This is a genomic window from Halomonas sp. TH-94 (genome assembly GCF_057473365.1).
The window spans coordinates 1-14,376 of record NZ_JBYCKL010000078.1 but is presented as its reverse complement, the minus strand read 5'-3'; the positions used below and the strand labels follow the sequence as shown (position 1 = coordinate 14,376).

Below are 14,376 nucleotides of genomic sequence, written 5' to 3'. Positions count from 1 at the left end.
GATCGGGCATGAGGTCGTCGTCTCCTTCCTCGAGGGCGACCCCGACCAGCCGCTGATCACCGGGCGCACCTACCACGCCGTCAACACCCCGCCCTACGCACTGCCGGCGCACAAGACGCGTACCGTGATCCGCACCCAGAGCCACAAGGGCGAAGGCTTCAACGAACTGCGCTTCGAAGACGAAGCCGGCGACGAGCAGATCTGGCTGCACGCCCAGAAGGACCTGGAGCTGCTGACCAACAACGACCGCACCGAAGAGATCGGCAACGACAGCTTCCTCACCGTGCACCACGACCGCATCGGTGAGATCCACGCCGACGATCACCTGACGGTACACGGCAGCCGACACACCCAGATCGACGGCGACGACCACCTCATCGTCGACGCCAGCCGCCACGAGAAGTACGGCCGCGCCCAGCTCGTCGAAGCCGGCCAGGAGATCCACCACAAGGCGGGCATGAAGGTGGTGATCGAAGCCGGCGCCGAGATCACCCTCAAGGCCGGAGGCAGCTTCGTCAAGCTCGACCCCAGCGGCGTCACCATCGTCGGCAGCCAGGTCAAGATCAACTCCGGCGGCAGCCCCGGCTCCGGCTCCGGCCAGGCCGCCCAGGCACCGGCGTTGCCGCGGGAGGCAGTGGGGGAAGTGCATGAAGCGATTCAGCCCGTAACTCATGAAGCGTTACTGGAGGCTTCTGCAAAAGAAGCGACCATTCTCCAGCTTTGCCAGAAGCAAACCGATGGCAGTTGCCCCCTGGCGGACTGCCCGTGTCTTGGTAGGGTTGGCTGATGCGTTATTTGGTGGATTTACCCGCAGGGGGGGAGCGGCGTTACTGGCTGGTCGATACGGCCAACCTGCCCGAAGGTGAGGTGTTGCGCCGCTTCTATGAGACGACGGATCATCCGGAGTTTCGCTGGCTCTATGAAGGCACTCTGTATCATGAGGTAAGAGAAAGCGGCCCCGTTTTGCTGGACATGACAGAAGACGATGGCTGCTGGCAGCAGTACCGATATGAGTGGGTTGGCCATGCTGCTTCAGTGCTGATCGACACGGCTGAGCCGTTGGATGAATTACAGCAGCGCCTGGCGGCTAGCTTGACCATCGACACGCCGGTGCAAGGAGCAGGACTGCTGCGCTTTCACGAGCCAGCTGCCTTGCACCTCTTGCTGGGAGAGGGACTGCTCGACTCAGCCGACCGGCTTGCTCTGGTGGGGGAGGGTAATTGCTGGTCATGGCCGCTTTGCCAGATGCAGGGGAGGATCGTTCATGAACGCTATGCCTCGACTTTCACGACCGATATCGCAGCCACCAAGAAGCTACGGCTGGATGCTTCGACTCAGCGACGCTTACAAGGCTTGGGGCACTTTTCTCGCCTGATGCCATTGCTGGGGGAGGTCATCCACCGTTTCGGCCTGCTGCAAATGGAAGATGCGATCACGTCCCTCTGGCGAGAGCTGGAGCGCTATTGGCACGCCACCTGGCAAGTCGACATGACGCGCAAGCAAGCCTTGGAAGTCGCGCAAGGCATGTTTGAACGCAGTGACGCGCTTGAACAATTTGTCGAGGAGCTGGGTGCGTATGCGCAGGGCGCCTTTCCTCTCGATGCGATGACACGATAAAGGACACGGGAATGTCACAGAACCACGCGTGCAGCCCCAAAGCGATCTATCTGGAAATCACCGGCCGCCATGCCGATAACGACCAGTACGAATACTGGCTCTACCAAGGTGACACGGCCATTGAGCGCCTGGAAGAGGGGGATGCCTCGGAAGGGCGCTTCGGCCCCATCGTCGAAACAAGCCAGGAATATTTCGAGGATGAGCTGGCGAGCTACCGACTCGTGCAGAAGATCGGCGATATCGAAGTTCCTCTATTGGAAGTAGAGGAGCTTTCGCGCTGCGGGCTGATTCCCAAGCAGCGGGCTTTCCAGCATAACCTGATGGTTTCGACCGTACCCCTGCTGTACGTCGATCATAACGAGTTGGCAGCGGGGCCATGCCGTGGCGGTTTCATATATGTGTTCTTGAATGACCGACTGATCCGTGAGCTGGTGGTATCCAGTGCCAAGGACGAAACGCCGCACTTTTTCGACAGCGATATTGCGGCCTATCGTGAGCAGGCCGATGTGCCTACGGTGCGTGAATTCACAGGGCCGGGCCTGGCACATCTCCACTTGCCCTTAAAGCTGAACGGCGAGACGGCCAACGTTCGTTTGGCTTTTTCCGACCACCCCTGGCCTTGGGCGCATATCCAGCAGTTGGAAGCCAACCCAGAGCTGATCGAGAAGCGCTGCCAGCCTCAAGCATTGAACGAGCCGGCTGTCGCCACGATGCTTCAGGGACGGCAGCGTAACCTCTATGAGCATGGGATAGTGGTAGATCGCGACCATTGTGCCGGAAAGGCTCTGCTGGACTGGCTGCCCCCCATGCGAACCCGCGATGCCGTTTACGAACAGGCCTGGGGTAGCCCTCGGGACTATCTCGAAGATCGGTCTGCCGAAGGCTGGGCCGCGCTACTCGATCAGCTTGCCGCCGAGCGAGCCTTCTTCGATTCTGATGAGCAGGAAGCAACCGTTCCTGAACTCGATATGGCGCACCGCCAGCGCAACTTCTCGCCGGCCTTGCGCGGCACCTTGTTGCACCAGTGGTGTAATCCTCTGCGCCCCGATGAGGAACAGGCCGACGAGGCGCAACTGGCGCTGCTTCAGGCGCCGACCGCGGTGGGCGACTGCCTGGCTCCGCTGCGCGAGCAACAGCTCTGCTGTATTTTCCTGCGCGACCCCAAGCAGGCGGCGGAACATCTCATCGCAGATATCCAGGCGACCACCGAGCTGTTGATGGTGCTGGCCGAGAGCATGAAGTATCACGCCCACGGGGCTTCTGCGGAGCTGGTTCATGCCAACTGCTTCATGGCCCAAGGGCCGGGTGGCGAAAGCAATCCGCGCTACCTGGATAATTGGTACGACCGACGGCTCGATCGGGGCCGTGCAAGCCTGTTCTCGCGCTTGGCCAAGCTTGAAGAGCGCCGCCTTGCCCGGCTGCGGCGCGATGCGGCGCTGAGCGCCCTGGCGGAACTGATGGACGACACCTCGCCTGGGGCACTGGGCCACGCCTTTCGCGATGCCATGCTGTTCGACGACATCAACCTGCTCGAACCCTACATCATTCTCGCGCGCGGTATCGATATGTTGCTCAACGGCCTGCAGCCGTTCGATCCCAAGGGCACCACCGACGAGCTGGCCGAGTATCGCTCACCCGAGCGCTGCCGAGCGACACTCGATGCGCTCTATGCCGGCCAGCACCTTGGCTCGACGCTGCTGTTCGACACGCGGTTTTGCCGAGAGGATGGCTGGGGCGAGGCCTATGCTCGAGACCTGGCTCGGATCACCCAAGCCTCACAGCAGATACTCTCCCAGGAAGCCAATGCGGCCACTATGGTTGCGGATGACCTTCTGGCGCTGCAGAACCAACTCGTCGAGGAAGACAACCCCACGGCGGATATCTTGCGGCGTGCTTTGAATGGCGCCGACGCCGTCGTCATCCACACCCTGCCCCCGCTGATCGCCGCGATTCCATGGCTCAAGCTTGGCGAGACCATGACGGTGGATATTGCCACGGACTATGCCGACCTCAAGGGAGCGCTGGGGGGCGGATTTTCGATCAAGGTGGAACTGAGAGATGGTGCGATCGCCTGGCTGGCACCTCGTGAATTCCAGTTGGTGTCCGCCGAAATGGCCCAGGCCAGTGCGGCTCTACAGGCCACCGCCACGACCAATGTGCTGGGCGGCAATGCTGTCTCGTCGTCCGGTAACCAGACCTACCGTGTCACGGGGCGAGAAACGGGCGAGTGGCGTTTTTATACAGCAAGAACCGGCTATACGGCCTTCTGGGCGGTTTTGGTGGCACTTGAAGCAGACAACTTTCGAGTAGGGCTTGAAAGGTTTGGTCGTGAAGGCGGCGCGGCAAATACGGCAAAATTAGGAAGTGCCCTTTTTGACAGCCTGTTGCTAAGCGCTCAAGGGTTAAAGTTGGCCAATACCCAATGGGGCTGGGCTGTCAAAATCAACAATTTCCTTGATAGCCCATACGTTAAACCTATGATTTGGCAAGAGGCCATGGGGGAGGCAGGAAAGTATCGTGGTTTCGCGACACTTGGTGCCGGCCTGCTGACCACTACGCTGGTTGCCCACGATGCGTATCAGCTTGCCCAGCGCGGCGAGCAGCGAGCCGCCCGTTGGACTAGCGCCCAGGCAGCCGCCATGGGGGTGGCGACCGTTTACGGCTCCGGCTTCGGCGAGGCTGCTGGCCGCATCTCCCAGAACCAATTGGTGCGTTATCAGGTACTCAATCGGGTACTGGGCTGGGTCGGTACGCCAAGGCCGGTGCCGATGACGGTGCTTGGTATCTTAGCCTCGCTCGTCTTTCAGTATCAGGCAACCAATAACCGGGACGATGGATTCTCGCTTTGGGTGCACTACGGCCCCTTTGGCAGCCGCCGCGACGAGCTGGAGACGCGGTTAGCCCAGCTCGCCGCCCGAGAGGACGACAAGGATGCCGCCGCCATCCACGACTACCTGGTACAGCTTAGGGGCGCCAGCCCCCATCAGGCATACCTCTACCTGATGCAAGGGCTGCACGACAACTATGGAGAGTTGGTCTCCCCCCAGGGGCTGATCGAACGTTCACCGCGCTTCGCCGATTGCGATATCGCGGTCAAGCTCAGCTGCGCCGGCTTGCGCTACGGTGAGTTCCAGCTTCCCCCTTTGGGCGTCAGCGCCGACTACCTCGCTCCAGTGCGCGATATGAGTCACTATTACCAGTATTACCCCGTCGTAAAGGGGCAACGCCTGCTGGCCCGTGTCGATGTGGGAGATCCCCAGGATAACGCCATTCGTTATCTTGGTCTTCGCCTGCCTGACCAGTGGCACCGCCTGGGCATTCCCACCACCGCCCTGGGCGTGGATACCAGCTGGCTGCGCGACAGTTATGGCCGCTTCCAGCATGAGCCCGAGTATCAGCGGGAATATCACCAAGGGGCCAGCCTGGTGCGCCTTTACCTTGACGATCTCACCGGGCAGGGCACCATAGCGTATTGGGACCGGGCTGCCAGGGCCTATCGAACTATCGAGGACGAAATGACCTTTACCACGCACCCCTCGTCGCTGACTTGGGTATGGGCCCGGCAGGGAGGCCGCCGATGAGTTTGCACAGCGAAGCGGTAACACCAGTTGACGGCTATGCAGAGACCGCCTACCGCGCCGATGTCATCCCAGAGCAGAGCTATGCCCCCAAAAACGAGATGCTGCGCGGTCGCATCCTCGAGGCTCGCCTGCCCTGGGGCAGCTATGTGGGGGTTAACCCCACCACTTACCAATATTCCGATCTTTGGTTTAAAGAGTACCAGCACATTGGTGAGGAATATCATGATTATACCATGATCAATGAGTCGCGCTGGTCCAAGCGAGTCGACGAAAATGCTAACGATTTATATCGTATAGTTAGGTTCGTTTTTATTCTTTTCTCCCATGGTTTCAGTTTTACTGGCGGGGGGGGGGTGGATGTTCACTGGAATAGCCTTCGCTACAGCTATTCTAGGAGGATTGGCAACTCTTGTTTATGGTAACGATGAGTTTCCTTGGATTTTGGTAAAGCTTGTATTTTGGATGGTTATTTTATGTGGCATTGCCACTGTTTTTCGACACCTCTGGGAAAAACATGAAATAAAATTCTATAGAAATAACCGGAACTGGTCGGATGATTATGCTTTCTGTCGGCGCACCGGCATGGTCAAGACGGATATCGGCGACTTTCCCTTCTACGAATTCGATGCCTATATCGAGATGACCGTGGGCACCCAGGGTTCTCAGTTTCATTCTTTCAAGCTTATCCATCGCTACCCCCACCGCAGCCGTCTTCCGCATACCAAGCACCCGCTGGAGTTCAGCTTTACCGTAGACGGCAGCATCGCCCAGCGCTACGCCGCCTGGGATATGCTGCAGCGCTATATGGATGTCTCCCAGCCGCTGCCGGATGTGCCGGAACTCGAACCCTTCCGTCATCTCGACCCGACCACCAAGGCCTATGACGAGGCGGGCAAGCGGGGCCGCCCCGCCACCTATTGGCGCGACCTCTACGCCAACAGCAGTGACGCGGAACTCAAGGCGCTGCGCGAAGCCCACCGTGCCGAGGTGGACGGTACCGCCTGGGGTGGCCGCCCGGACTTGATGGAGCTGTCGGTGCCCAACTACCGCGAGACCCGCAAGGGCGAACCGGAGGACGTCAACGCCTTTGGTCGCTTCCCCTGGAAAGCCGGCAAGTTCCTCGACCGGCCCGAAGCGACACCACCCGCGGACTCGCCAGAGCCGCAAGAAGACAACAATCGCTCACGCTAATACCTGGCAAAAACGGCCGATACTGAGGCCCCCACAAGGGGCTCCCTGGGTCGCTTTATCTTTGGCTTTTGAGTGCACTCATGCGATACCCGCCAGGGAAGGCACGGTTGGCCTGCCCCGGCGGTAGCAGCCTATCTAAATGTGGCTTTGGCCACTCCGGAAGCGATCTTCCCTTTTTAGATACTGCTTCTGCATATCCCTGGCCTTTCTTCCCCTCTATCCCTATTTCTACGACTTCTGCCGCAAGCGCACCGGCCAGGAGTGCCAGACAGTACTAGTGCCTTGGGAAGACGTAATCGCCCTGGCGGTCTTCAACCCCAGCGTGAGCGCCGGGGCTGTCACCGGCTTCGGCTGGAACTTCGCCCTGCTGCCGCCCGACCCCGAGCGGCCGGGTTACACTCTGCCCGGGGCCGGCATTGTCGTCGGTGTGGGCGGCCTGCCCGGGGCGCTGGCTCAGTGGGAGTACATCCGCCGCTTCATGGAGGAAGGCCCCGAGGCCATCACGCCTTCGGCCCGGGAGTGGGGCCTCGAGTGGTACGACGCCTACGTGGCTCGGGAAAAGGCAGAATGTGAGCGCACCAACGACATGGCTCGCTGGCGGCGCTTCCGTCGCAAGCGGCTGTGGGAGCACGCCCGTTTCGCTCACTGGTACACCGAATATCGCATGAAGCACGTGCTGCCCAAGGCGGTACCCAAAGACTGGTTGGCCGAGTGGTCCAAGCCACTGCCCCGGGAGCAGTGGGCCAAGCCTCCCCGTCAGCTTGCCGAACTCAGCAAGCAGTTGCGCGCCGCCTACCAGCGCGGCGAGAAGTTCATCGAGATGGGTGATATCGAGAAGCGCTACGGCGTCGAGGTGCCGCCGTCGCCGCGCACGGCTTACCGCACCCTGCCGTTTGCGGCCAACGTGGCCTGACGAGTTGCTGCTATTGCGGCCCGGTATTGGCTGATGGTCTCAAGTGGTGAACGAGGGGACCTGAGACCTGTATGCCGACGCTACTACTTGACCATAAAAAACCCGGCCGCTGGGCCGGGTTCTTCATCGACGCTTCCTTATCAAACCACCCTTGGGCTTCCTGCCCAAGCATCCTTGGTTTTGAGCGTTCCTTTGCTCGATCTTCCTTGCTGGGCTGTCCCTTGCCCGATGTGTTCAGCATGGCAGGCATGAGCCCTGAATGACTTAACCTGAGATAGATAAAAGGAAAAAATTTCAGAAGGCTGCCGCGTTCTGCATCTGTCGTTGCCAAGGGGGTGAGGTTTCATTCTGCCAGGCGGGGCGTGCTAAAGTGATCCGCAACGAAAAGCCCGGCCTTTCGGCCGGGCTGTATCTTCGCTTCCTTACTTCCACCTCGAGCATCCTTCCGCTCAAGCATCCTTGGACAGTGAGCCTTCCTGACTCGGTCATCCCTGGCTGAGCCTCCGTGCTCAGTACGCTTTTACTTTGCCAACTAACGGTGCTGGGTGACGTTAACCTGCGTCAAGCTGTGCGTAAGAGATTGACGACATATTTTGTAAGATATTGCTTACAAGGCCATTGCCTGCCATGGCTATGTTCGCTTCGGGACAGCCGTTGGCCTCATGCAGGGGCTGGCAACCGCCTTGAATCGTTCACCCGAACTGAGGTTTCGACGTCGTCCCATGACGTTCGTGTCAGGAGTGCTTGTTGCTGATGGTTGTCACCGTGAGCCAACCGGAAGGCGGCGACGACTTGAGAAAGGCGTTCAGCCTGGCTGCTCAGGCTCGCTGCGGCGGCAGCGGATTCCTGTACCAGTGCGGCATTCTGCTGCGTCATGTCGTCTAGCTCGGCGACCGAGTCGTTGACCGACGTAAGCCCAGATGACTGTTCGCTGGTAGCCGCGCTGATTTCTCCGATGATGTCGGTGACACGCTGCACGCCCACGACGATTTCATTCATCGCCTCTCCGGTGTCTTTTACCAGCCTGGTTCCGCTCACCACCTTTTCGCTCGAGCTGCCGATCAGCGTCTTGATTTCGTTGGCGGCGTCGGCGCTGCGCTTGGCCAGCAGCTGCACTTCCCCGGCAACTACTGCGAAACCGCGACCATGCTTGCCGGCGCGGGCCGCTTCTACCGATGCATTCAGCGCCAGAATATTGGTTTGAAAGGCGATGGCATCGATGACACCGATGATCTCGGTGATCTTTTGCGAGGATGCTTCGATCTCTCCCATGTTGGCCACCACCTGATCGACGATATCCCCGCCGCGCGCTGCTGCACTCGCCGCCGCGGAAGCAAGCTGATCGGCCTGACGTGCGGAGTCTGCGGTTTGGCCAACTGTAACGGTCAACTGCTCGGTGGCAGCGGCAGTGCGTTGCAGATTGTCTGCGGTCGTTTCGGTGCGAGTGCTGAGATCGTGGTTGCCTGAGGCAATCTCACTGGAAGCTACGCTGATCGATTCGGTGGATTCCCTTATCTGGCCGATGATCTCGCGCAGGGTCAGGACCATTTGGCGGACGCTCATGTTGAGCGAGTCCCGGTCGTTTTTCGCTATCGTGAAGTCGGTGCTGAGATCACCTTCGGTGACCCGTTTCATCGCCTTGCGAATATTGTCCGGTTCGTCGCCAAGCTCACGCCAGACGGCATTGATGACGAGGTAGGAGGCAAGTCCGAGTACCAGCAGCACGGCCAGGCCGGTCAGCAGATTGACCAGCAGCGATGTGGTTATGCCGCGGTCTGCTTCCGCCTGACGGTCCAGGGTGGCTTGCATGGCATAGGCCATTTCCGAGTCGACGAGCTCTGCCAGGCTGGATTGTGCCGCCTGCATCTGGGCAATCTGGTTGCCCAACTCGCCCACCCCGAGCATGGCGCGGGTGGCGCCGAGCGCGGCTGACTGGTAGTCGTCGTAATAGGCTGTGAGCTGGTTGGCAATCTCCTGCTTTCCGGCTATCTCGGCGACTCTTTGGATATGGTAAAAAACCTGTTGATTCAGTGCTTCGACCAGATCCAGGGCGTCAATGTCGCCTTCGGCCGCGGCAGCTTGAAGCTGAGTACGGAAGGCGTCGATATGACGATCGATCTGATTGATTTCCAACATATAAGGGTTATCGATATCCCTCAGACGCTCGATGGAAGAAGAGGTGTTCGTTCCCACCAGGTAGCTGAAGCTGATGCCCACCAGGAAGATCAGCGCGGCGCTGAGTGGCAGCATCCATATCTTTGTGCGTATTTTCATGAATCGCCTCATGCCTATGAATGAAAAAACCGGCCCTTGCTGGGCCGGTGAGCATCCATCAATTCAGGTCGAGAAGCAGTTTGACCGATGAATCAAGGGCCGATCTTTCTATGTACCCAATGGCACGCGGATCCTCTGCCACGGCACGCTTGACGGCATTCGAATCGGGCAGCTGGGTGGGAGCCTGTGACTGACCTGAGAAGACGATCCGAGCCCAGGTCGATTTCACCTGGGCAACATTGCGACCGGTGGCTTGCTGGTAGAAGGCAGCATAGAGCGGGCTGTTTTCGGGCAGGTCGTACAGCGTGCCGCTATTGGTCTTGCCCAGGTAGATGTCAGCCACTTGCGCCTTGCTCAGGGGCGACGCTGAAGGATGCCCAACCACCACCAGGTCGGCGGCTATGGCGAAGCTGGAGAAAGCGAAAAGAAGCAAGGCAATGACGATGGCTTTACTGGTTTTCATGTCAGCTCCTTAAAAGATGAAGTCGAGGGCGATGCTGTAAACCTGGGTGGTCGGCTGACCCAGCTGGTGTTCCAAATTGCCGATAAACTGGTCACCAACGCCGCCACTCACTTCTTCCACCTGAGCCTTGACTGCCAGGTTTCTGGCCACATCCCAACGAGCCCCGATAGCCGTGGTCTTACGGGTATCCATGGAACTCGGATAGCCTTCACCTTTAGGGGTGAACTCCGAATAAGTGGCATAAGGCATCACGCTGCCGAAACGGTAGCCTGCGGTGAGATAGAAGGCTTCGCTGTCCAAGGCACCATCTTCGACACCACTTGCATCCCAGCGACGCCAGATATGTTCGGCCATGCCAAGCAGGCTGCCGTTATCGTATTGGATGCCCGCGCTGTAGAAATTGTCATTACCGCTGTTAACGGCTCGCCCCATGCTGATGATTTCGACGTCGCGCATATGGGTGTAGCCGACGCGGCCGGTCCAGTCGCCCCGTTGCAGAGAAACATTCGCCGAGTAGAGGCTGTCGCTCTGCTCGTCGGTTTCAAAAAAGTTGGGGCCAATGGCGAAATATTTCTTGTTGCCTGTGGCCTCGCCGCCGGAAAGCTGAACTGTGGCGTTGTAATCGCCAATAGAGAAGCGAGACACGCTCTGCAAGCCGTCAAAGGAGGTGTTCAGGAAGTTGCCGTAGACTTCCACCGGCGTGCGCAGCCAGTGCTGGGCGTAACCCACATGGCGGAAGTCGGAGAGGAAGAAAGTAGGCACGAGCATACGCCCGGCCCTCAGGCTGGTTCCGTCGATCACATCTGCTTGGAGGAACAGCCACTCGAGATCCAGCGAAGAGTCGCCGTCGCGGCGGCTGATATAGCCCTGCGTTACGGCCGAGAAGGTTTCATTGAAGGTTACGTTGGCCTGCAGGCCCAGGCGGCTGTCGACGCCCCAATCGCCGTCGGACTTGGTGGCGCCTTTATCCTGGCGCAGGCTGCTGCGGTACTGGGCATCGTCGGTGTCGGTGGTGACATAACCGAGGGTGCCGAAGCCGCTGACGCGAACATCGGGAGCTGCCACGGCATGGGAGCTACCCACTGCAAGGGCGATAGCGGTCAGAGGGACAAAGAGGGCGCGCTGTAACTTCATCATGGTTTCCTGTAGGGCGGGATGCGGTCAAACAACCGTTTGGACAAGGGTTGCGATGAGGATATCGGCCGCGGGTAAGGAAACTTAAGTTAGGAAGTGACAGCTAGATCGCTGACATGATGTGGATCATGCCAAGGCCGCATCAAGGCCCGAACGGCAGCACGGCGGCGTACACCGCAAAGTAGTGGCAGATGCTGCCGCCGAGCACGAACAGGTGCCAGATGGCATGGTTGAAGGGGATGGCACTGATGGCGAAGAAGATGACGCCCAGGGTGTAAGTGATGCCGCCGGCAACAAGCAGGGCGATTCCGGCCGTGGGCAGGTTGGCGCTCAGCGTGTCGCCGGCAAAGACGATCAGCCAGCCCATGACCAGATAGATCGCTACCCGCAGCACGGTGAAGCGGTGCGGCCAGGCGAGCTTGCAGGCGATGCCGGCCAGCGCCAGGCCCCAGACGATGGCGAACAGCGTCCAGCCGGTGGTGCTGCGCATGTTGACCAGCAGAAAGGGGGTGTAGGTGCCGGCGATCAGCAGGTAGATGGCGCAGTGGTCCAGATGCTGAAACAGGCGCTTGAGCCGCGGATGGCGAACGCCGTGGTAGAGCGTCGAAATGCTGTAGAGCAGTACCAGGGTCACGCCATAAAGGCTGATGCCGACGATCTTCCACGGGTCGACATGGGCAGCCATGCTGGCAATTACCAGCAGCACGATCACCCCGATCAGGCTCAGCACCGCGCCAACCCCGTGACTGATGCTGTTGAGCAGTTCCTCGAAGAGGTGGTGGCGATGGCCGCCCGATCGTTGCGTTGCTGGCATTAGGCTCATTTCCGTCTGGAGTGCCCTGATGCCTCGGCGGCTCAGGGCTTGCGTTCGATATCCACGTCGCTGGCCTGGGTGAAGTCGCCCAGAGCCATCATGTGGCCGAGCTTGCCCGCCTTGGTGGAGAGATATTGCTCGTTATGAGGATTGAGACCCGTGGTCAGGGGTACACGTTCCGCAATGGTGACGCCGGCCTGGGTCAATGCATCGACCTTGCGCGGGTTGTTGGTCATCAGCCTCAGGCTCTGGATGCCCAGATGCTGGAGCATCGGCACGCAGAGGTCGTAGCGGCGCAGGTCGGCACCGAAGCCCAGTTGCTCGTTGGCTTCCACGGTGTCGGCGCCCTGATCCTGCAGGTGGTAGGCACGAATCTTGTTGAGCAGGCCGATGCCTCGCCCTTCCTGGCGCAGATAGAACAGTACGCCGCGACCTTCGTCGGCGATGCGCTTGAGCGCTTCCTGCAGCTGGTAGCCGCAGTCGCAGCGCATCGAGAACAGGGCGTCGCCGGTCAAGCACTCCGAGTGTACCCGTCCGAGCACCGGCTTGCCGTCGGCCACGTCGCCCAGCGTCAGGGCGATATGATCCTTGCCGGTGGCCTCATCCTCGAAACCGTGCATGGTGAAGGTAGCCCAGGGAGTGGGCAGCCGGGAGGCGGCGATGAATCGAATCGTCACGGAGTACCTCGGTCAAGACCACGGCGATGCCGGAAGTGAATCACGCATTCTAGCAGCAATGCGTCCTGCACTCATTATCGCGACCTTGGCCTCGGTCAAGCCTCGTGAAAAAGGATGCGCTACAATGTGGCGACATTTCCTGTGGATGACTGCCTGCATGGATCTCAAGAACGATCGTTTTCTGCGCGCCCTGATGCGACAGCCGGTAGACCGCACCCCGGTGTGGATGATGCGCCAGGCCGGACGCTACCTGCCGGAGTACCGCGCTACCCGCGCCGAAGCCGGTGATTTCATGGACCTGTGCCGCAACCACGACCTGGCCTGTGAAGTGACCTTGCAGCCGCTGGAGCGCTATCCGCTGGATGCCGCCATTCTGTTTTCCGACATTCTCACCATCCCCGATGCCATGGGGCTGGGGCTCTACTTCGAGACCGGAGAGGGGCCCAAGTTTCGCAAGCCGGTGCGCACCGCCGAAGACGTGGCGGCACTGAGCGTACCCGACGCGGAGCGCGACCTGGACTACGTGATGCGGGCGGTGTCGACCATCCGCCGCGAGCTGAACGGTCGTGTGCCGCTGATCGGCTTCTCGGGTAGTCCCTGGACGCTTGCCACCTACATGGTAGAGGGCAGCTCGAGCAAGGACTTCCGCCACGTGAAGACCATGCTCTACGACACGCCCAGCGTGATGCACGACCTGCTCGACATGCTGGCCACGGCGGTGACCGAGTACCTCAATGCTCAGATTCGTGCCGGCGCCCAGGCGGTACAGATCTTCGATACCTGGGGCGGAGCGCTCTCCACGCCGGCCTATCTCGAGTTCTCGCTGCGCTACATGGAGCAGATCGTTGCCGGCCTGATTCGGGAACATGACGGACGCCGCGTGCCGGTGATCCTGTTCACCAAGAATGGCGGCCAGTGGCTCGAGGACATCGCCCTGGCGGGGCCGGATGCCGTGGGCATCGACTGGACCACGGAGCTGTCCGATGCCCGCGCCCGTGTGGGCCACAAGGTGGCGCTGCAGGGCAATCTCGACCCCAATGTGCTGTTCGCCCGCCCTGCGGCCATTCGCGCCGAGGTGGGACGTATCCTGGACAGTTACGGTCACGGGCCGGGGCATGTGTTCAACCTGGGCCACGGCATCAGCCAGTTCACCGATCCGGACAATGTCACCGCCTTCATGGAGGCGCTGCACGAACTGAGCCCGCGCTATCATCGAGCCATCCAGCACCACAATGCCTGAAGTCTACTTGCTGCGCCGCTGGCACGACCGACACCGCCTGTGGGCGGTGTTGGCCGGGCTGGCTGCAATGGCCATTGCAGTCGGCAGCTTGACCCCAGGCAGCGAGATGCCCACCAACCTGCCGTGGGACAAGTTCAACCACTTCGTCGGCTATGCCGGCCTGGCGGGGCTGGTCGGCCTGGCCGGGCTACCGCTGGTGCGCACCTTCGTCTTCGTGGTGCTCTACGGTATCTGCATCGAATACCTGCAGATGCCCGTGCCCGGGCGTAGCGGCGGCGACTGGGCCGATATTCTGGCCAATACCTTGGGCGCGGCTACCGCCGTACTGGTACTGGCAGGCTTGCGACGGTTCCTGCTGCGGTAGTGACCTGCGGCACTTGAGCGGCCAATCGACGACGCCCCCCCAAGTGCCATGGCGGGCGGGGGGGGGTTTTGGGGCTGACACGCGTAAAGTAGCGCGGCGGGCGCGCTG

Annotated in this window: 13 protein-coding genes; 8 read left to right on the top strand and 5 right to left on the bottom strand. The window is 60.4% G+C overall.

The window, feature by feature from the left end; all coding sequences use genetic code 11:
* The 6 genes from AC2VNO_RS14825 to AC2VNO_RS14800 all read left to right on the top strand — a co-directional run.
* Positions 1 to 787 (top strand): type VI secretion system Vgr family protein (locus AC2VNO_RS14825; RefSeq protein WP_486934856.1); only part of this gene is annotated, 787 nt, incomplete at its 5' end.
* Positions 787 to 1,617: a DUF4123 domain-containing protein gene (locus AC2VNO_RS14820; RefSeq protein ID WP_486934855.1), complete on the top strand. Its 831-nt coding sequence runs from the start codon at positions 787 to 789 to the stop codon at positions 1,615 to 1,617. The genes AC2VNO_RS14825 and AC2VNO_RS14820, both read left to right, overlap by 1 nt.
* An 11-nt stretch (positions 1,618 to 1,628) precedes the next feature.
* Positions 1,629 to 5,198 carry a hypothetical protein gene (locus AC2VNO_RS14815; RefSeq protein ID WP_486934854.1) on the top strand — a complete coding sequence of 1,190 codons (3,570 nt, stop codon included), beginning with the start codon at positions 1,629 to 1,631 and terminating at the stop codon, positions 5,196 to 5,198.
* Positions 5,195 to 5,620, top strand: a complete 426-nt coding sequence (locus tag AC2VNO_RS14810) for a hypothetical protein (protein WP_486934853.1) — start codon at positions 5,195 to 5,197, stop codon at positions 5,618 to 5,620. The genes AC2VNO_RS14815 and AC2VNO_RS14810 overlap by 4 nt, the downstream gene beginning before the upstream one ends.
* A gap of 160 nt (positions 5,621 to 5,780) precedes the next feature.
* Positions 5,781 to 6,389 carry a hypothetical protein gene (locus AC2VNO_RS14805; protein ID WP_486934852.1) on the top strand — a complete coding sequence of 203 codons (609 nt, stop codon included), beginning with the start codon at positions 5,781 to 5,783 and terminating at the stop codon, positions 6,387 to 6,389.
* Between the two features lie 277 nt (positions 6,390 to 6,666).
* Positions 6,667 to 7,302: a hypothetical protein gene (locus AC2VNO_RS14800; protein ID WP_486934851.1), complete on the top strand. Its 636-nt coding sequence runs from the start codon at positions 6,667 to 6,669 to the stop codon at positions 7,300 to 7,302.
* Between the two features lie 660 nt (positions 7,303 to 7,962).
* Here the strand turns inward: AC2VNO_RS14800 and AC2VNO_RS14795 are convergent.
* The 5 genes from AC2VNO_RS14795 to ribA all read right to left on the bottom strand — a co-directional run bounded on the left by AC2VNO_RS14795 (position 7,963) and on the right by ribA (position 12,664).
* Complete coding sequence (locus tag AC2VNO_RS14795) at positions 7,963 to 9,576, bottom strand: methyl-accepting chemotaxis protein (protein ID WP_486934850.1); 1,614 nt, start codon at positions 9,574 to 9,576, stop codon at positions 7,963 to 7,965.
* 58 nt (positions 9,577 to 9,634) lie between these two features.
* Positions 9,635 to 10,039, bottom strand: a complete 405-nt coding sequence (locus AC2VNO_RS14790; RefSeq protein ID WP_486934849.1) for a hypothetical protein — start codon at positions 10,037 to 10,039, stop codon at positions 9,635 to 9,637.
* 9 nt (positions 10,040 to 10,048) lie between these two features.
* Positions 10,049 to 11,173, bottom strand: coding sequence for a hypothetical protein (locus AC2VNO_RS14785; protein ID WP_486934848.1), 1,125 nt, complete (start codon positions 11,171 to 11,173; stop codon positions 10,049 to 10,051).
* Positions 11,174 to 11,315: 142 nt separating this feature from the next.
* The gene (gene trhA / locus AC2VNO_RS14780) at positions 11,316 to 11,987 is read right to left on the bottom strand and encodes a PAQR family membrane homeostasis protein TrhA (RefSeq protein ID WP_486934847.1); all 672 of its coding nucleotides are present in this window, start codon (positions 11,985 to 11,987) and stop codon (positions 11,316 to 11,318) included.
* A gap of 41 nt (positions 11,988 to 12,028) precedes the next feature.
* Positions 12,029 to 12,664, bottom strand: coding sequence for a GTP cyclohydrolase II (gene ribA / locus AC2VNO_RS14775; protein WP_486934846.1), 636 nt, complete (start codon positions 12,662 to 12,664; stop codon positions 12,029 to 12,031).
* A gap of 157 nt (positions 12,665 to 12,821) precedes the next feature.
* Here ribA and hemE point away from each other — a divergent pair, with 157 nt between their 5' ends.
* A complete protein-coding gene (gene hemE / locus AC2VNO_RS14770; RefSeq protein ID WP_228573467.1) occupies positions 12,822 to 13,904 on the top strand; it encodes a uroporphyrinogen decarboxylase in 1,083 nt (360 codons plus the stop codon).
* Positions 13,897 to 14,268, top strand: coding sequence for a VanZ family protein (locus AC2VNO_RS14765; protein WP_486934845.1), 372 nt, complete (start codon positions 13,897 to 13,899; stop codon positions 14,266 to 14,268). The genes hemE and AC2VNO_RS14765 overlap by 8 nt, the downstream gene beginning before the upstream one ends.
* Positions 14,269 to 14,376 lie beyond the last annotated feature (108 nt).

Coding starts and splice junctions, on each gene's coding strand:
- AC2VNO_RS14815 (WP_486934854.1), top strand. CDS start 1,629: ATGTCACAGAACCACGCGTGCAGCCCCAAAGCGATCTATCTGGAAATC.
- AC2VNO_RS14820 (WP_486934855.1), top strand. CDS start 787: ATGCGTTATTTGGTGGATTTACCCGCAGGGGGGGAGCGGCGTTACTGG.
- AC2VNO_RS14765 (WP_486934845.1), top strand. CDS start 13,897: ATGCCTGAAGTCTACTTGCTGCGCCGCTGGCACGACCGACACCGCCTG.
- trhA (WP_486934847.1), bottom strand. CDS start 11,987: ATGCCAGCAACGCAACGATCGGGCGGCCATCGCCACCACCTCTTCGAG.
- AC2VNO_RS14810 (WP_486934853.1), top strand. CDS start 5,195: ATGAGTTTGCACAGCGAAGCGGTAACACCAGTTGACGGCTATGCAGAG.
- AC2VNO_RS14785 (WP_486934848.1), bottom strand. CDS start 11,173: ATGAAGTTACAGCGCGCCCTCTTTGTCCCTCTGACCGCTATCGCCCTT.
- AC2VNO_RS14805 (WP_486934852.1), top strand. CDS start 5,781: ATGGTCAAGACGGATATCGGCGACTTTCCCTTCTACGAATTCGATGCC.
- AC2VNO_RS14795 (WP_486934850.1), bottom strand. CDS start 9,576: ATGAAAATACGCACAAAGATATGGATGCTGCCACTCAGCGCCGCGCTG.
- AC2VNO_RS14790 (WP_486934849.1), bottom strand. CDS start 10,039: ATGAAAACCAGTAAAGCCATCGTCATTGCCTTGCTTCTTTTCGCTTTC.
- hemE (WP_228573467.1), top strand. CDS start 12,822: ATGGATCTCAAGAACGATCGTTTTCTGCGCGCCCTGATGCGACAGCCG.